Below are 16,609 nucleotides of genomic sequence, written 5' to 3'. Positions count from 1 at the left end.
CGGTTTTGTTGGGCTACGCTGGCGCTTCACCCAACCTACGGCAGCATAAGGATTTCAAGGGTCTTGTCAGTCGACCAGGGTTCAGACATGTCTCCATAAGCGTTCAAACGCTTGAATAGAAACATGGTGTCCGCAAATCGCCCCCAGACGCCATCATAAAAAAGTGATCACAAAAAAGTCATCCCACTGCCATGGATCTGCCGGATCGGTGCGCTATATCCATCAGTTGACCCTTTATTAAAAGCTATGGATGCATTTCCCTTGGCCCAGCCTGTAGCCCAGCGCCTGGATCGTCGCCTCTGGCAAAAATTTGTCAGTCTGGCCCAGCCCTACTGGTTTCCCCACAGTCGCGGCAGCACCGGCATCTTTTTGGGGCTACTGCTCCTGCTGATGATTTTTCTCACGGCGCTGCTGGGGCTGGGGGTGGTGCTGGCCAGCATGGCGGCTCACCACTGGCTGCCGACTCGGCTGGATGCCATGGCTCCGGGGCTATGGACAATCATACAGCGCATGGGATTGCCCTTTGCCGGGGTTCTGGGACTGGGGCTGGTGATCCCAGCGGGGGTGTTTGTGGCCCTGAGCAACCGCCTGCGGGGGCGGCTCATTCCCTGGGCTTTGCTGACGGTGCTGCTGCTGCTGTCGCTCTCGGTCAACGGCCTGAACGTGATTATCAGCTACGTGGGCCGCTTCTTTCAGACCGCCCTGGCGGACAAAGACGCGCCTACCTTTTGGCGGTTTTTGTTTATCTACGCCGGGGTGTTTGTGGTAGGTACGCCAATTGTGGTGTTCTACAGCTACGCCCAGGACAAGCTGGGCCTGCACTGGCGGCGCTGGCTTACCCACCAGTTCCTCGATCGCTACTTCAGCAACCGGGCCTACTACGCGATCGATCGCAACCCTGCGATCGACAACCCCGACCAGCGGATCAGCGAAGACGTGCGCTCCTTTACCCGCACCTCGCTATCGTTTCTGCTGATGGTGCTGGATTCGGTGATTTCGCTGATCGCGTTTACCGGCATTCTCTGGTCGATTTCCCACCTGCTGGTGGGGGTGCTGCTGGCCTACGCCACCCTGGGCACGGTGGGCACGGTGCTGCTGGGCCGCCGATTAATTCGCCTCAACTTTAACCAGCTGCGTCAGGAGGCCAACTTTCGCTACGGCCTGGTGCACGTGCGCGACAACGCCGAGTCGATCGCCTTTTACCAAGGCGAAGCGGAGGAATCGACCACCGTGCAAACCCGGCTGGGGCACGCGCTGGGCAACTTCAACCTGCTGATTGGCTGGCAGCGAAATCTGGGCTTTTTTACCACCGGCTACGGCTACTTTGTGGTGATTGTGCCCGCCCTGGTGGTGGCCCCCCGCTATTTTGCGGGCGAGCTGGATTTTGGCGGCATTTCCCAGGCCAGCTTTGCCTTTTCCCAGGTGCTGACGGCGCTGTCGATTGTTGTCGATCAGTTTGAATCGCTGAGCGCCTTTGCGGCCGGGGTCGATCGCCTAGATAGCTTCAAGACCGCGATGGCAACTCCCCCTGAGCGCCAGGAAGGCCATGGCCCCATCGAACGCCAGCTGGGCACGGCGATCGCCCTCAAAGACCTGACCCTGACGGTTCCTGGCAGGCCCAAAACGCTGATTCGAGACCTTTCGGTGGAGGTGGCCCAGGGGCAGGGGCTGCTGGTGATGGGGCCGAGCGGCTGCGGCAAAAGCTCGCTGCTGCGGGCGATCGCCGGGCTGTGGCACGAGGGCGAGGGCACCATTGTCGCCCCCACTACCGATCAGATCATGTTTCTGCCCCAGCGGCCCTACATGCCCTTGGGCAACCTGCGTCACCAGGTCTTCTACCCCTACCGCTGCGGCGAGGTGGCCGACCGCGATCTGCTGGAGGCCCTGGAGCAGGTCAACCTGGCCGACCTGCCCGAGCGGGTGGGCGGCTGGGAGGCCGATCTGGACTGGGTCGATGTGCTGTCGCTGGGCGAACAGCAGCGCCTCGCCTTTGCCCGCCTGCTGCTCACCCAGCCGCGCTACGCCATTTTAGATGAAGCCACCAGCGCTCTGGATGCCGACAACGAAGCCCGCCTCTACCAGCGCCTGCGCGACCAGGGCACGACCCTGATCAGCGTCGGTCACCGCACCAGCCTGAGCCAGTTCCACGACTGGCTGCTGCTGTTCGATGGCGAGGGCAACTGGGAGCGGCGATCGCTGGAGCAGGCCGTTGACCCGCCGCAAAATCCGCTGCCGTCAGCGGTGCAGTATTAATCTGGATTGATTTGAATTGATCTGGATTGGTCGGCGCGGGGTGCCGTCAACCACAGCCGCAGGCGTTAAAAGCCCAGCAGCCGCGCCCCCTGGTAGAAAACCAAGCTGGCCAGCCAGGCCAGGCCGAGGGACCAGCCCACCGCCAGCAGCACAAACTTCAGGTTTTTAGACTCGCTCTTGAGCACCGCCACCGTCGACAGGCAGGGCACGTACAGCAGCGTAAACAGCATAAAGCTGTAGGCCTGCACCCAGTCGAGCTGCTGGGCGAGGGCGGTAGCCAAATCGCCTTCCTGGGCGGTGCCGTAGATAACGGCCAGCCCCCCCAGCACCACTTCCTTGGCGATAAAGCCAAAAAACAGCGCTACGGTCAGCTGTGGGTTGATGCCCAGGGGGGCAAACAGGGGCTGCATCGCCTGCCCCAGCATCCCCGAAAGGGTTTGGGCGCTGGCCGGAGGCACGTTGGTGGGCAGGTTGTTCAGCAGCCAGATGGCAATCACGCCAAAAATAATGAAGCGCCGCGACCAAAACCAAAAATGCTTGACCTCGCACCAGGCGCGGTTGAACATTTGGCCCAGGGTCGGAAATCGGTAGGGGGGCAGCTCTAGCACCAGCGGCTCGTGACTGGGAAACTTGCCCTTAAACAGGGCAGCCGTCAGCAGCGCCGCCCCAAAGCTGAGCAGGTACAGGCTAAAGATTACCCTGGGCGCCTGGCTCGCGGTAAACAGCGCCGTGGACATAAACATAAACACGTTGAGCCGGGCCGAGCACAGCGAAAAGGGGATGATCAGCATCGACAGCATGCGCAGGCCGGGCGATCGCATCACCCGCGTGCCCAAAATCGCCGGGACGTTGCAGCCAAACCCCATCAGCGCCATCACAAAGGAGCGTCCGTCCAGCCCCAGGAGCTCCATCAGGCCGTCCATCAAAAAGGCCGATCGCGACAGGTAGCCGCTGTCCTCCACGATCGCCATAAACAGAAAGAACAGGAAAATGACGGGCAAAAACGCCGCCACGGTGCCGATGCCCTGGTACAGACCGTCGAGCAAAAAGCCCTGAAGAAACGGGGGCAGGGGCGCGGTAATGGGTTCTAGGGCAATGCTTCTAAACCAGGCCAGGGCATCGCCCAACCACCCCTGGAGCGGGGTGCCCAGGGCATAGATGGCCTGAAACACCAGGTACATGGCGGCAAAGAAAATCGGCATGCCCAGCACCGGATGCAGCAGAATGCGATCGAGCCGCGTGGTCCAGCGATCTGACAGCCTCAGGGGCATCTGGACGGTGCCGTCAAGGGCGCTCGCCAGCTCGGTGGCCAGCTCGGTATCGCTGAGCAGGTGGTCGTCTAGCCCCGTCACCGGTACCAGCGGGCGATTCTGCTGGAGCGCGGCGGTGATGGTGGCGATCGCCCCTGCATACCCACTGCCGTACTTGGCGCTGATCGGCTGCACCGGCAGACCCAGGCGCTGGGAGAGCAAATCGGGCTCCACCTTGACCCCAAACCGCTGGGCCTCATCGGCCATGTTGAGCAGCAGCACCGCAGGCAGCCCCAAATGCTTGACCTGGAGGGGCAAAATCAGCTGTCGATCGATCTGGGTGGTATTGAGAATGATTAAAACTAAGTCCAGCGGAGCCTACTCCAGAAAGCGGCGCACCACCGCCTCGTCCTCGGAGAATCCGCGCAGGTCATAAATGCCCGGCAGATCGACGACCTCAACCTCTTCGTCCGCCAGCTTAACCGTCGCCATCATCAGATCGACGGTAATTCCTGGCCAGTTGCCAATGTGGGCCTTAGAGCCGGTTAGGCGGTTATAAAACGTCGATTTGCCCGTGTTGGGCATTCCCAGTACGGCAATTCGTCTCACGCCGCCTGACCGGTGGTGCTGATGGCGATCTGGCGGGCATCGCAGTGGCGCATCATCACCTCAGTCATGCCCACCCGCACGTGGAGCGGGCCTTTCAGCAGCCCGTGGCGCAGCACGTGAACCTCCTGCCCACAGCGCAGCCCCAGCGCCCCAAAGCGGTGCTGCAAACCAAGGTCGAAGGGCAGCGCCGCAATGGTGGCAGACTGGCCAGGTTTGAGATCGACAAGACAAGGATGGGTAAGCATAGGGTGACTCAATTGGGACATGCTGTGTTGAGACCTATTCTCAATAATAGACCACTTTACCGCACCCAGTCACCACTGAATAGTAATATCAAAGCCAAATTCCAAAAAACCGGCATGCAAACCGGGCATCCGCCCGGGCAAAGGGCCTGCCGGGCCAGAGGCGGGGAGGCAGTCAGGCTTTGGGCTGGGGTGCGATCGCAGAGCGGTTCCCCTAGTCTGCCCCCCAGCGAGCCGCTAGCGCCAGCCGCCCCGCTGGCCCAGGGAAAATCGTTGGCAGAAGGCCGCCTCAGCTCAGCCGCACCACGGCTGCATTATCCAGCAGCGTCTCTCCGGTGAGAATGTCTTCCACCGTAATGCGCAGCAGCCGATCGCGATCGACCCGAAACAGCACCCGCACGCGATCGCTGCCCGGAAACCCCGGCGGATTCAGCTGGGCAATGGTGCGCGCCCCCTCGCGATCGTTCAATGGCTGCACCGAGGCGGTGTCACCGCCCAGCTGGCGGGTGACCAGGCGGCCATTTTCGAAGTAGACCTCGGTTTGGGTGCTGGCCGCCCCCAGCTCGCCGATCACCAGCTCGATGCTGGGCTGCTTTTCCACCGAGGCACCGAGGGTTAGCTCCACTGGCGCAGCCATGGGGTAGGGCTGCCCCTGGGGCAAAATCGGGTGCCAGCCGTGGCGGTTGTGGCGGCGGTCCCAGTAGCGAATGCCGTAGCTGTGGTAGAGAAAGTCTTCGACCGCCAGGCCCTGGGCTATCTGCAGCGCGCCCTGGGCAACGGCCTCAAAGGGGCGATCGCACCTCACCTTGTCAGCCCCAAACCGCTCGGTCACCCACCGCTGCACCGCCGGAATCTGCGCCGTACCCCCCACCAGCAGCACCGCGTCGATCGCCCCCTGGTCTAGCCCCTGGCGCTGCCCCTGCTGGAGCACCTGGGCCAGCCCCTTCTCCAGGCGCTCAAAGAACTGGTTCTGGGCCAAAATCTGCTCAAACTGCTCGCGGCTCAGGGCCAGGTCGTAGGTGTCAAAGGTTTCGTCGTCAAAATAGGCTTCCGCCGCCTCGGTTTGATCCGAGAGGGCAATCTTCAGCCGCTCCGCCAGCCGCTGCACCACCGCCCCGCCGGAGATGCCCTGGGCCGCAAAGTGCTCCACCAGCCACTGGTCGATGTCGGCTCCGCCCAGGTTTTCGCCGGCCTTGGCCAGCACCCTCGCCACCTCGGGCTTTTGGGCGCTGGTCTGGGTGTCCCCCTGGCCGCGCCACTTGAGCAAAAAGCCCACCGGCTGCTTTTGCGCCGGGGCCACCAGCCGCACCAAAGACCAGTCCAGCGTGCCGCCGCCAAAATCTAGCACCAGCAGGGTTTGCTCCCCGGTCAGCCCGTAGCCCAGGGCGGCGGCGGTGGGCTCATCGAGCAGCCGCACCTCTTTGAAATCCAGCGAGGCGGCCACATCCCCCAGCCACAGGCGGTAGGTTTCAAAGCTGTCCACCGGCACCGTCAGCACCAGGCTGTCGTCTTCACCGGCGGCGGTGCGCGCCTGGGTCAGGAGCGATCGCAGAAACCATTCCCCCAGCTGCTCAAAGGAGAGCCCCTGGCCGTCGAGATCCGGCAAAAACCCCTGCAGCGGCGTGCCGATGCCCCGCTTGATGTTGGCGAAAAAGCGCGGATCGGTGGGCAGGTCGAGGCCGCGATCGCGCACCGCCTGGCCCACCACTACCCCATCGGCCTGGGGACGCTCTACGTATACCAGGCTGGGCACCAGGGGGGGCAGCGTGCCCAGGGCCAGGCTCAGCCCAGGCAAAGCAATTGTTTCAGGGCTATCAGATACAGGATTCCAGCGGGCAATGACGGTATTGCTGGTGCCAAAATCAACCGCTATGGCCATGGGTACAAATCAACAATGGTGCTACCCATCCTACCGGGAGTGCGTGTCACTCGGCAGCGGTTTTTCGTGCTCGGCTGTTGCCTGCTGGTTTTTTGTCCCTGGCCGAAACATGACAACCACCAGCGTAATCACCGTCAGCGGAATCACAAACATGAGCATGACCTGACTAAACAGACCCAGCCGATCGTGGTCTGCCGCTCGCAAAATCAGGTAGGTGATATAGGCCATGTAGTAGCCGCCAAACAGCAGCCCCTCCCAGCGAGAAATCACGTTGCCGGTTAGAAAAATAGGCAGGCAGGCCAGGGCCACCGCCAGCATTACCGGCAGGTCAAAGTGCAGTACCGATTCAGGAATGACAATCCCAGGCCCAGAGGTCAAAGCCGTTACGCCTAGCACCGTCAAAATATTAAAAATGTTGCTGCCGATCACATTCCCCACGGCAATGTCCCCTTCTCCGCGCAGCGTGGCTACTGCCGAGGTCGCCAGCTCGGGTAGAGAGGTGCCCGCAGCCACAATGGTCAAGCCGATCACCAGCTGGCTGACCCCCAACGCCTCAGCAATGCTCACGGCCCCCAGCACAAACAGCCGTGACCCCCCTACCAGCGTCACCAGGCCGAGGGCGATATAGGCCAGGTTGATGATCCAGGTCCAGCGGCCGATGGGGACAGAGCCGTACTCACGGTCATACTCCGACTGCACATTGACATTGGTTTCGCGGCGGCTCTGGTAGATCAAAAACAGCGTGTAAACCACCCCACCAATCAGCAAAATAATGCCGTCGCTGGGCTGCAACAGGCGATCGAGGGAAAACAGCAGCAGCAGCCCCGAAATGCCCACCATGATTGGTACGTCCAGGCGCACAAGCTGCTGCGCCACAGGCAACGGCGCCACCAAAGACGACAGACCTAAAATCACCAGCACATTGAAAATATTGCTGCCGATTACGTTGCCCAGGGCAATATCCCCCTGGCCTGCCAAGCTAGACTGCACACTCACCGCCATCTCCGGGGCGCTGGTGCCGTAGGCCACAATGGTGAGGCCAATAATGAGGGGCGAAATGCCCAGCAGTGCGGCTAGCCTTGATGCGCCCCGCACCAATGCTTCAGCGCCCACCAGCAACAGTGCTCCACCGGCAACTAGCGATAGGATGGCAACGGGCATACTTGCAAGCTCTCTCGGTAAACACTCTGATGAACTGGGTTAAGACAGGACTTACCCAGCACAAGGTCAATCTCTTTAGTATGTCTGATTCTGATCCATCCCTGTTAACAACCTCGACTCTGGCACCCTGGCGCAGCCCTCTGGCCCGGGCCCTGCACCGCAACCGCAGCCGCCCCTACAGCCGCTATTTTCAGCTCGCCACCGTCACCGCCGAGGGGCGACCCACCAACCGCACCGTGGTGTTTCGTGGCTGGCTGCCCGACACCAACACGCTCACGGTTGTCACCGACCAGCGCAGCGCCAAGGTCACCGATATCGCCACTCACCCCTGGGCCGAAGCCTGCTGGTACTTCACCCACACCCGCGAGCAGTTTCGCCTGGGTGGTCCCATTCAGGTGGTGGGCGCCGATGCGGCGCTGGGCGAAGCCCGCCAGCAGGCCTGGGAATCTCTCTCCGACAGCTCCCGCCAGCAGTTTTACTGGCCCCACCCCGCCCGGCCCCGTGCCCCTGAGGCCGACTTTTCACCCCAGGCCATTGGCGACATACCCCCGGCTGCATTTTGCCTGGTGCTGCTCACCCCCCACCAGGTTGATCACCTGGAGCTGCGCGGCAGCCCCCAAAACCGCACCCTCTACACCCGCCAGGCCGACGCTCCCTGGCAGATTCAAGCGGTGAACCCGTAGGTATGCTGCCCGGTTAAGCCATGCCGTCCGTCCCGCTTCGAGTCAAGAGGAGCCGCAGCCCCTGTGCTAACACCTCCCCAGGTTGACCTAGTGCCCCGCCGTGGGCACCTTGCGATTGCCCTTGCCGAGCAGCAGCAGCAGCGGTATGGTCACCAAAAAGACAATGCCCACCACCCAGAACAAATCCTCAAAGGCCAGCAGCATAGCCTGGGTGTCGAGGGTTTGACTCAGCAGGGCCAGGGCCTGCTGGTGGGCGGTGGTGGCATCGACGCCGCCGCGGTTTTGCATCGCCCCCATCAGAGTATTGAGCCGCTCCTGGGTCTGCGGGTCGTAGGCCGTAATATGTTCCGACAGCACCGCCCGGTGAAAGGTCTGGCGGCGGTCCAATATCGTGGCCAGCACCCCAATGCCGATGCTGCCCCCCAGCTGCCGGGTCAGGTTATAGAAGCCCGACCCGGCGGCGATATCGCCCTTGGGCAGCGGCCCCAGGGTGGCCAGACTGAGGGGCAAAAACATCATCACCACGCTGATGCCACGCCCCAGCATGGGCCAGAATAGGGCCTCTTCCCCGGTGTTGGGGTTGATGTCGGCCAGGCTAAACATCACGATCGCAATGAAGACACTGCCTCCGGCAATCAGCACCCGCGCGTCGATCTTGCCGGATACCTTGCCCATCACCACCATGGTCACCGCCGAGGCCAGCGCCCCCGGCATAATTAGCAGGCCGGTCTGCATAGCGGTAAAGTGCAGCACCGACTGAGCGTAGATGGGAATCACGAACAGCGTGCCGTACAGTCCCATGCCCAGCACTATCGAGTAAACGCTGCCCGCCGCCAGGGAGCGATGGCGCAGCACCCGCAGATCCACCGCTGGCTCGGCCACCTTCAGCTCTCGCCAGATGAACAGCAGCAGCCCCACGCTAGCGGTGATGGCGAGGGTGGTGATCAAACTCGACTCAAACCAGCCGTCGCGCTCGCCCTCTTCCAGAAAGGTTTGCAGGCTGCCCAGGGTAATTGCCAGCAGCCCAATTCCCCACCAGTCGACCTTGGGAATGGGGCGATCGGGGTGCAGCTCGTCGGCGGGCAAGAAAATCAGCGCCATCAGCACCGCAACCACGCCCACCGGCACGTTGATAAAGAAAATCCAGCGCCAGCCCAGGGTATCGGTGAGGTAGCCGCCCAGGGTGGGGCCGATCGCAGGTCCGGCAATCACCCCCACCCCAAATACTGCCTGGGCTACCCCCTGCTCTTCGGGCGGAAAGGTCTCAAACAAGATCGACTGGGCTTTGGCCAGCAGCCCGCCGCCCAGCAGCCCCTGGAGCACCCGCGACGCCACCAGCGCCGGCAGACTGCCCGCCAGCCCGCACAGCACCGAGGCCCCCACAAACCCCGCCAGCGAAAACACAAAGTAGCGCTTCTTGCCAAAGGCATCCCCCAGCCAGGCGGTGAGCGGAATGATGATCACATTGGCGATCGCGTACCCGGTAATCACCCAGCCAATCTCGCTAATTGTCGCACCCACGCTGGCCTGAATATCGGTCAGCGCCACGTTGACAATGCTGGTGTCGATCACCTCCAGCATGGCCCCCAGGGAGGCGGTCAGGGCGATCGCCCACTTCAGCCAGCCAGCGGGCATGGAGCGGTTGCGGGAACGCGACGATTTAGAAGTTGCTGAGGCCATGGTTTTGCTTCCTGATGATGGTGAGGTGATGAGGGTGATGGAGTTATGGCGTCATAACTCCATCACTCCCCACCCCTACTCCCCCTCCGTCTCCACGCTCACCGTCGCCGACAGCCCCGGTGCCAGCCAGCCCTCAAATCCACTCACGCTGGCGGGGTCGATACTAATTTTCACCGGCACCCGCTGCACTACCTTGGTGAAGTTGCCGGTGGCGTTGTCGGGCGGCAGCAGGGCAAACTGAGCCCCTGAAGCGGGCGAAAGGCTTTCCACATGGCCAGTGAAGGTGTGGCTGGGCAGGGCATCGACGGTGATTTCAACGGGTTCGCCGGGGCGCATGTCGGAAATCTGGGTTTCTTTGAAATTGGCGTCGACCCACAGGTCATTACCCACCACGGCCATCAGAGGCTGGCCGGGCTGCACCTGCTGCCCTTTCTCCACGGTTTTGTTGCCAATCACCCCCGCCGCCGGGGCCTGAATGGCGGTGTAGCTGAGCTGAAGCTGGGCCTGCTTGAGGTTGGCTTCGGCCTCGGCGATCTGGGCCTGGGCCGCTTCAAACTGGCTGCGGTTGACCGTCGTTTGCACGCCGCTGGCCTGGGCCTGCTGCAGGGCACCCCGGCTGGTCTGTAGCTGGGCCCGGGCTTTGGCCACGCCTTCCTGGGCCTGGGTCACCTTTGCCTGGGCCTGGCGCACCTGCTCCTGGGCCGACTGGCGCTGGGCCTGAGCCACTTCGTAGGCCTGTCTGGCCCCGTCGCGATCCTGGGCGGAGACGGCCCCCTGGGCGTAGAGCGACTGGTAGCGCTGGTAGTCGGTGGCGGCTTTTTGCAGGGTGGCTTCGGCCTGGGTCACGCCGGCCTGGGCCACGGGGACCCCGGCCCGGGCCGCCTCCAGGGCCGCCTGGGCATCGGCGATCGCCGCCGCTGCGCCCGTGATTCCGCCCTGGGCACTGGTGACATCAGCCTGGGCGCTGGTATCGGCCTGGGCAATGGAGGACTGGGCCGCCTGGGCCTGCTTTTGGGCCGCATTCAGGGCCGCCTGGGCCTGCTGCACCTTCACCTGGTAGTCGTGGGGGTCGAGCTGCACCAGCAGGTCGCCAGCTTCCACCCGCTGGTTGTCGTCCACCGCAATCTGCTCGACGGTGCCCGCCACCCGGCTGCTGATCTGGTAAACATGCCCCTGAAGCTGGGCATTGTCGGTCTCTTCGTGGGTGGAGGCGTAGGCCCACCAGCGACCGCCGAAGATGCCCCCGGCAATAAGTCCCGCCCCGGCCAGCACCAGCAGCGGCCAGCGGCGCTTCAGTGACTTGGTCGATTTGGCCTCCGTTGGCGTTGCGGTTTCTGGCGGAGATTCCACCGGGGAAGATTCTACCGGCGGAGATTCCACTGGGGGCAGCGTAGCCGGGCCGTTGCCCCGCTGGCCGTTCTGGCGATGGTCGGTGGTGATGTCTTGGGGAGCCATGGTTGCTGTCTGGTTATCTATAACTAAGGGTAGAGATGATTAGAGTGCGTAGTATTTAGGGGCATGAGGGTCGGGGCTTTAGATACCTTGGTGGCGGAGCCTCGCCTTAGCGTTATATGTACTAGGGGTGGGCCAGGTTTGCGATCGCGCGATCGACCACATCCGACACCAGCTTTTGCTCCGCTTCGGTAATGCCCGCAAAGGCTACCTCTCGCACCTCCAGGGCCAGGGGGGGCAGAACGGTCTCCAGCTCTCGACCCGTTTCGGTCAGCCAGATCCGCCAGATGCGGCGATCGTGGGGGTCGCGCTCGCGCCGCACCAGGTTGCGCTCCTCCATGCGATCGATAACCCCAGTCAGGGTGCCGCCCACCTGCTTCAGCTTTTCGCAAATGTGGGAGGTGGCCTGGCCGTCCTGCTCCCAGAGGCAGCACAGCACCACCCAGTGGAATGGGGTCAGGTCGTAGGGGTCGAGTTTCTCCTGAAACAGCCGACTCATCAGCTGCGCCATCAGACGAATCCGGTACCCTAGCCCGTGGGGAGCCCGCACTTCTTGCCAGTGGGGCAGCTCAGAAACCGACGGAATAGATACGCTATCAACCCGGGTGGAGGTTGCCATAGTATTGCTTGCTTTGAGCACTAAATAGTCTTGAGTACTAATAGTTAGTGTACAAAGCTTTTTAAAAAACGGCCCTCCCCAAAGGAGGAAATTTTCTAGGCCACCGGACCAAACAGAGTGCCCACAGCAATGGTAATGGCCATGGCCAGCGCCCCCAGCAGCGTTACCCGGGCCACGCCCACCGCCACCCTGGCCCCACCAGTGCGGGCCGCCAACCCTCCCAGCAGAGCCAAAAACACCAGCGAGCCGCCCGCCACCACCGGAATAAGCAGCGCTCCAGGACTCAGCACCACCAAAATTAGCGGCAGCGCCGCCCCGATCGCAAAGGTCGCCGCCGAGGCCAGCGCCGCCTGTCCGGGCCGGGCCTGGTGTATATCCGACAGCCCCAGCTCGTCGCGGGCGTGGGCCGACAGGGCATCGTGGGCCATGAGCTGGCGAGCCACCTGCTGGGCCAGGGCGGGTTCTAGCCCTCGGCCCACATAGATGGCCGCCAACTCCTCAGACTCCGCTCCGGCATCCTGAGCCAGCTCACGCCGCTCGCGCTCCAGATCGGCCCGCTCGGTATCAGCCTGGGAACTCACCGATACGTACTCCCCCGCCGCCATGGACATGGCCCCCGCCACCAGCCCTGAGATGCCCGCCACCAGCACGCCGCTGGTGGCGGTATGGGCCGCCGCCACTCCCACCACCAGGCTGGCGGTGGAAACAATGCCATCGTTGGCCCCCAGCACAGCCGCCCGCAGCCAGCCAATGCGGTCGGCGTAGTGGCGCTCTGAATGCCGTCGCGGTTTAGCCATAGCCTAAAATCCCTAGAGCCTAGAATCTTTGGGGCCTGAAACCTTTGAAACTTAAGGGGCAGACATGGGCCAGATAATCTCCGCCCCAATGGCCAATCTATGGGATTACTATCCCCATAGATTGGCCATGGAAAATTCCCCAATCCCACTCCCCCTAGCGCCGTTAGCTGACGCCGGTTAATGCACGATTATAGCTGTCGTCAACTGGGTTAGGACGCGGCTGGCTTGAGCACGCCTTCGATAGTGGCTCGTAAGCCGTCGGCATAGGGGAGGTGTTTGCGAACCCTGCTCTTCAACCAAACCCAGCATTGTTCAATGCGGTTGAGGTCGGGGAAATAGGGTGGGAGGTAAACAACCTGACAGCCAGCGGCTTCAACAGCTCAGTTACTACAGGTGAGCAGGGTGGCATCGGGATAGTTTGCAGTGGCCTGCTGTATCTGCGTGGGGCTGGAGCGACCGTAGGTGCTCAGCGCCTGCACGGCCTCGGGGGATGGCACCGCTTTGGCGATCTCTTGGCCCAGGTCGCTGACGTAAACGACCTGGGCAATGGTAATTTCTTGCTGTTCTTGCTGGGCGTAGAGGTCGGCGTACTGGTTGGCTAGCTGCTGCCACTGGGCCGGGGCGCAGTAGCTGCGATCGATGATTACCGTCACCGAGGGGCCAGCTAAAAGTTGGCGCAGCCCCAGGCCCAGGGCGGCAAAGGCGGCCCAGCCCAGGCCCAGGGTGAGAATGAGTCGTTGGTTGGGTTTACGCATGGGGCTTGGGGGCCAAACGACCTATAGATTAACCTGGAACAGGTCTTTGAACAGGGTTTGCACGTTGGCGGGGGTGCCCTGCTGCACGGTGGACTCGCGCAGGGATGCGATCGCCTGCAACTCTCCCTGGTCTACCTCGCCGTAGGCGATGGGGTAAAAGCGCACATCGCTGTAGCTCAAAATATCTTTAATTGCATCGAGGGTGTAGCCGCGATTCACTTCGCCGTCGGTGAGCAGCAGCAGGTAAAAGCGCCCGTTGGGGTCGGTTTCGGCCTTGGCCAGCAGGTCGGCCAAACCCACCATCATGCCGTCGTACATGGCCGTGGCGCCGTCGGCCTGGAGCCCATCGACGGTGGCCAAAAATTTCTGGTACTGAAGCTTATCAAAGGGAGCTAGGGGCAGGCGGCGGGTTGGCGTATCGGCAAAGGTGACGATGCTGACGTAGTTGCCGGAGTTAATCTGCCCGGCGGCCACCCGCAGGCCATCCTTGAGCGCCTGGAGCCGCTCCCCTTCCATGGAGCCGCTGGTGTCGATTACCAGCGCCATATAGACCGTGCGGCCCCCGTCTTTGCGCAGCTTCCAGTTGGACTGGGCGGCCAGCAGGGTTTCGCCATTGGGAAAGGGGGGCTTTTGCCCAGATTTCAGGTAGTCGGTTTCGATAAAGCCCTGCTGCTGGGCCAGGGTTTGCATTTCGGCGGACTTGGCAAAGGTGGCGAACTGTTTCAGGGCGGCCTGCTGCTGGGGGGTATTCCAGCTAAAGCCGACCAGGGGGTTGTTGTGGGGCACGCCAAAGGGCACAAACTCGGTGTCGCTAAAGCCGGGCACCTGGCGCAGGGCCAGGTAGTTTTGGTACTCCAGCGGAAACGCCTGGAGCTTGCTCTGGTCGCGCAGAAACAGCTCTTGCAGATCGAGGGTGGTGGGGGTGGTGATGAGCACCTGCTGCTGAAACTGGTCAAATACCGAGTTGACCTGGGGGGTTTGCAGCTCGGCCACGGTGAGCTGGCCGCCGTTTTGCTGGTGCCCCGCCGCCCGCCAGTAGAGGGTATAGAGCAAGTTGAGCGCGGTGGAGCTGCTGTAGGGGTTGGGGTAGGCGACGGTGATCTGGCCCGAGGCGATCGCATTTAGCAGTCCGTCAAAGCTGACGGTGCCATTCTCGGCCAGGCTGTCGTAGACCGATTTGGGCAGCACCCAGCCAGCGGTGTTGGGCACCAGGCGATCGGCCACCGGTACCGTCTTGACTCCCTGGCTCTGCACCATGGCCACCCAGAGATCGTTGGAGGGGCTGTAGCCCGCGGGCTGCGCCGCCCCTGCCGCCAGCAGACGAGCGGCGGTGCCCGAGGCCACCTGGCGCACTCCCACCTGAATCACCTCCCCAGAGGGCAGGGTTTCCTGGCGCTGGTTAAAGGCTTCGGCCACTTCCACCAGCCAGCGCTCGTTCTGGCGATCGGCGTTGGCTTTTTCGGAGGAACTGTAGATTTCGATGTAGGCCCCGCCGGGCTGAGCGCCCCCGCCAGGCTGGGCACCATAGAGGGGAAACGAGTTGACATCGGGCAGCGGATCTTCGATCTGGTCGGTGGTGTAGCGGCTGGCCACCTCGTCAGAAACAATGGCTTCTCCCACGCTGATTTTGGGCAGCACCGACTGCTCCAGGGCCTGCCGCGCACTCTCAGCCGAATCGACCGAGGCAACGCGATCGCTTGGGGTGCAGTTCCACAACAGCACGGCGCAGAGAGCGGCGAGGAAGAGGAAGAGGGGAAAGCGGCGCATGGTGGGAAGGGGAGTGGGGGGAGGTGGGGAGTGGGGGCGTAGGAGCGTGGGGGCGGGGGAGTAGGAGCGTGGGGGCGTAGGAGCGTGAGGGGTGGGGAAGTGGGGGAAGTGGGGGAGGGTTAGGGAGAGTCCTGGTTGGTTTGGAGGATGGTTTTGTTGGCCTCCACCAGGGTTTGCAGGCGCTGGGGCAGGGTGCTGTCGCCAGCGTTGTCCAGGCTGGAGAGGGCGGTCTGGTCTTGCAGCTGCTGGAGCTGAGCGTGGGTGGTCTGGAGGCGATCGCTGCTGGCCTCTAGCCGCTGCTGGGCCATTTGCCGATAGGCGGGGGTTTCGATCTGGTCGATCACCGCCAGGCCGTCGGCGACCTGGCCCGAGAGGTCAAGCACGGTGTGCATCGCTTCGAGCAGTTCGACCTGGAGCAGCGGATCGCGACCGTAAATGCGAGCCGCAAACTGCTGAGATTCTGTCGCCCAGGCCTCGACCTGCCGCCAGGTTTTTTGGGCCTTGGTCGGCACCCGCTGCCCCAGGGTACCCAGCTGGAGCGCAAAGGTTTGGGCATCGAGCAGGTCGCTGCCGCTGGCCTCAAATTCAGTTGGGCGACAGCCCACGGCCCAGCTGCCCACCATCGCCGCAGCGACCCCAGCTCCGGCCAAACCCGCCACCGGCTTTGGCCCCACCAGGGCTAGGAACAGGCCGTAGCCCAGAGCCGTACCTCCCAGCAGCAGATAGGTCTGGGGCTGGCTCCAAAAGGTCGATCGGCGCATGCCCATAGCTCAGCAAATATCGATGAATATCTCTATAGCGCTACTGTAGCCTACGGCACGATCAGGGTACTACCCAGGGCAATAATGGCATCGGAAACCTGGGCCTCACCGGCACTGGTGGCTGCTACCAGCAGCAGAAAGACCTCCGCCCCGTGCTGGCGGGCAAAAATTTTGCCGGTAATCGGCTGAGGTGGCGCTGCCCCCTGGCTCAGGCGTCCGGTCCAGTTAACCCTGATGCCGCCGCCGGGGATCGGCTGCACATCTCCGGCCACAAACCCTTCTCCGTCTCCAAAGGTGCGCTCAGCCGCCGCGACCATCGCGGCTTCCGGCGTGCTGGCGGCCAGCAGGGGCGCCACCGCCACGGTGTAGGCCAGGCTGCCGTCGGCAGCCTGAAACAGAGGATTGCCGCCGACTGAGCTAACGCTGTAACCATCTATGATCCCAACTTGAAACCGGCCCTGAGGGTCTTCAAAGCTGCCGCTGACCATGGGCAGGGCCGGGGCCAAGGCGGGCGGGGGAGCATTGCCCTGGGCCAGCGGCGCGATCGCCCCTCCACTGCCAACCGCTGCTTTCCCAGGTATGCCCTGGGTCAACAGAAGGCTCACCACCAGGGCGATCGCCCCCAGCAGCCAGACCCGAAACCACCGCATTGTCTGCCCCATGCTGCAATCCTCTCTACTTAACCGCCAAGCATAGCAACT

Annotated in this window: 13 protein-coding genes and 2 pseudogenes; 2 read left to right on the top strand and 13 right to left on the bottom strand. The window is 62.8% G+C overall.

All coding sequences use genetic code 11. From position 1 onward, the window contains the following. Positions 1–246: 246 nt before the first annotated feature. Entirely contained in the window at positions 247–2,253 is a 2,007-nt protein-coding gene (locus LEPTO7104_RS0129695; protein WP_017302214.1) for an ABC transporter ATP-binding protein/permease, read from the top strand. A 65-nt stretch (positions 2,254–2,318) separates the two neighbouring features. Here LEPTO7104_RS0129695 and feoB read toward each other — a convergent pair. The 4 genes and pseudogenes from feoB to LEPTO7104_RS36110 form a co-directional block, all read right to left on the bottom strand. Then, positions 2,319–4,112, bottom strand: a pseudogene (gene feoB, locus LEPTO7104_RS36115) (ferrous iron transport protein B). Further along, positions 4,109–4,357: a FeoA family protein gene (locus tag LEPTO7104_RS0129685; protein ID WP_017302211.1), complete on the bottom strand. Its 249-nt coding sequence runs from the start codon at positions 4,355–4,357 to the stop codon at positions 4,109–4,111. Before LEPTO7104_RS0129685 ends, feoB begins: the two are co-directional and overlap by 4 nt. Before the next feature lie 286 nt (positions 4,358–4,643). Continuing rightward, positions 4,644–6,233 (bottom strand): Hsp70 family protein, encoded by a 1,590-nt coding sequence (locus LEPTO7104_RS0129680; RefSeq protein WP_017302210.1) that lies wholly within the window; start codon positions 6,231–6,233, stop codon positions 4,644–4,646. Positions 6,234–6,263: 30 nt separating this feature from the next. Continuing rightward, on the bottom strand, positions 6,264–7,394 hold the full coding sequence (locus LEPTO7104_RS36110; RefSeq protein ID WP_017302209.1) for a calcium/sodium antiporter: 1,131 nt from the start codon (positions 7,392–7,394) through the stop codon (positions 6,264–6,266). Between the two features lie 80 nt (positions 7,395–7,474). Between LEPTO7104_RS36110 and LEPTO7104_RS0129670 the strand changes: the two genes are divergently transcribed. Next, positions 7,475–8,077, top strand: coding sequence for an Npun_F5749 family FMN-dependent PPOX-type flavoprotein (locus LEPTO7104_RS0129670; protein ID WP_017302208.1), 603 nt, complete (start codon positions 7,475–7,477; stop codon positions 8,075–8,077). Between the two features lie 87 nt (positions 8,078–8,164). On the opposite strand, the gene LEPTO7104_RS0129665 is transcribed toward LEPTO7104_RS0129670, so the two are convergent. From LEPTO7104_RS0129665 to LEPTO7104_RS36100, 9 genes and pseudogenes are all read right to left on the bottom strand, one after another. Continuing rightward, positions 8,165–9,757: a DHA2 family efflux MFS transporter permease subunit gene (locus LEPTO7104_RS0129665; RefSeq protein WP_040697960.1), complete on the bottom strand. Its 1,593-nt coding sequence runs from the start codon at positions 9,755–9,757 to the stop codon at positions 8,165–8,167. Between the two features lie 75 nt (positions 9,758–9,832). Beyond that, positions 9,833–11,212, bottom strand: coding sequence for an HlyD family secretion protein (locus tag LEPTO7104_RS0129660; protein ID WP_017302206.1), 1,380 nt, complete (start codon positions 11,210–11,212; stop codon positions 9,833–9,835). A gap of 121 nt (positions 11,213–11,333) precedes the next feature. Beyond that, positions 11,334–11,828 (bottom strand): MarR family winged helix-turn-helix transcriptional regulator, encoded by a 495-nt coding sequence (locus LEPTO7104_RS0129655; RefSeq protein WP_017302205.1) that lies wholly within the window; start codon positions 11,826–11,828, stop codon positions 11,334–11,336. Positions 11,829–11,923: 95 nt separating this feature from the next. After that, on the bottom strand, positions 11,924–12,625 hold the full coding sequence (locus LEPTO7104_RS0129650) for a VIT1/CCC1 transporter family protein (RefSeq protein ID WP_017302204.1): 702 nt from the start codon (positions 12,623–12,625) through the stop codon (positions 11,924–11,926). Positions 12,626–12,834: 209 nt separating this feature from the next. Next, positions 12,835–13,005: pseudogene (locus LEPTO7104_RS42000) on the bottom strand (transposase); the annotation flags it as partial. Further along, positions 13,006–13,380 (bottom strand): hypothetical protein, encoded by a 375-nt coding sequence (locus LEPTO7104_RS36105; RefSeq protein ID WP_017302203.1) that lies wholly within the window; start codon positions 13,378–13,380, stop codon positions 13,006–13,008. Between the two features lie 21 nt (positions 13,381–13,401). Further along, positions 13,402–15,147, bottom strand: a complete 1,746-nt coding sequence (locus LEPTO7104_RS0129640; RefSeq protein ID WP_026073193.1) for a VWA domain-containing protein — start codon at positions 15,145–15,147, stop codon at positions 13,402–13,404. A 119-nt stretch (positions 15,148–15,266) separates the two neighbouring features. Continuing rightward, positions 15,267–15,908, bottom strand: coding sequence for a hypothetical protein (locus tag LEPTO7104_RS0129635; protein ID WP_040698114.1), 642 nt, complete (start codon positions 15,906–15,908; stop codon positions 15,267–15,269). A 50-nt stretch (positions 15,909–15,958) separates the two neighbouring features. Then, complete coding sequence (locus LEPTO7104_RS36100; protein WP_017302200.1) at positions 15,959–16,570, bottom strand: hypothetical protein; 612 nt, start codon at positions 16,568–16,570, stop codon at positions 15,959–15,961. Positions 16,571–16,609 lie beyond the last annotated feature (39 nt).

This window comes from Nodosilinea nodulosa PCC 7104, from assembly GCF_000309385.1.
Classification (GTDB): Bacteria; Cyanobacteriota; Cyanobacteriia; order Phormidesmidales; family Phormidesmidaceae; genus Nodosilinea; species Nodosilinea nodulosa.
The sequence above is the reverse complement of the archived record's forward strand: the minus strand, read 5'-3'. Positions and strand labels throughout refer to the sequence as shown.

What these genes read in the sequence shown, in the direction of transcription:
- LEPTO7104_RS0129685 (WP_017302211.1), bottom strand. Translation starts at nt 4,357, where the DNA reads ATGCTTACCCATCCTTGTCTTGTCGATCTCAAACCTGGCCAGTCTGCC.
- LEPTO7104_RS36110 (WP_017302209.1), bottom strand. Translation starts at nt 7,394, where the DNA reads ATGCCCGTTGCCATCCTATCGCTAGTTGCCGGTGGAGCACTGTTGCTG.
- LEPTO7104_RS0129660 (WP_017302206.1), bottom strand. Translation starts at nt 11,212, where the DNA reads ATGGCTCCCCAAGACATCACCACCGACCATCGCCAGAACGGCCAGCGG.
- LEPTO7104_RS0129655 (WP_017302205.1), bottom strand. Translation starts at nt 11,828, where the DNA reads ATGGCAACCTCCACCCGGGTTGATAGCGTATCTATTCCGTCGGTTTCT.
- LEPTO7104_RS0129650 (WP_017302204.1), bottom strand. Translation starts at nt 12,625, where the DNA reads ATGGCTAAACCGCGACGGCATTCAGAGCGCCACTACGCCGACCGCATT.
- LEPTO7104_RS0129695 (WP_017302214.1), top strand. Translation starts at nt 247, where the DNA reads ATGGATGCATTTCCCTTGGCCCAGCCTGTAGCCCAGCGCCTGGATCGT.
- LEPTO7104_RS0129680 (WP_017302210.1), bottom strand. Translation starts at nt 6,233, where the DNA reads ATGGCCATAGCGGTTGATTTTGGCACCAGCAATACCGTCATTGCCCGC.
- LEPTO7104_RS0129635 (WP_040698114.1), bottom strand. Translation starts at nt 15,908, where the DNA reads ATGCGCCGATCGACCTTTTGGAGCCAGCCCCAGACCTATCTGCTGCTG.
- LEPTO7104_RS0129670 (WP_017302208.1), top strand. Translation starts at nt 7,475, where the DNA reads ATGTCTGATTCTGATCCATCCCTGTTAACAACCTCGACTCTGGCACCC.
- LEPTO7104_RS36100 (WP_017302200.1), bottom strand. Translation starts at nt 16,570, where the DNA reads ATGGGGCAGACAATGCGGTGGTTTCGGGTCTGGCTGCTGGGGGCGATC.
- LEPTO7104_RS0129640 (WP_026073193.1), bottom strand. Translation starts at nt 15,147, where the DNA reads ATGCGCCGCTTTCCCCTCTTCCTCTTCCTCGCCGCTCTCTGCGCCGTG.
- LEPTO7104_RS36105 (WP_017302203.1), bottom strand. Translation starts at nt 13,380, where the DNA reads ATGCGTAAACCCAACCAACGACTCATTCTCACCCTGGGCCTGGGCTGG.
- LEPTO7104_RS0129665 (WP_040697960.1), bottom strand. Translation starts at nt 9,757, where the DNA reads ATGGCCTCAGCAACTTCTAAATCGTCGCGTTCCCGCAACCGCTCCATG.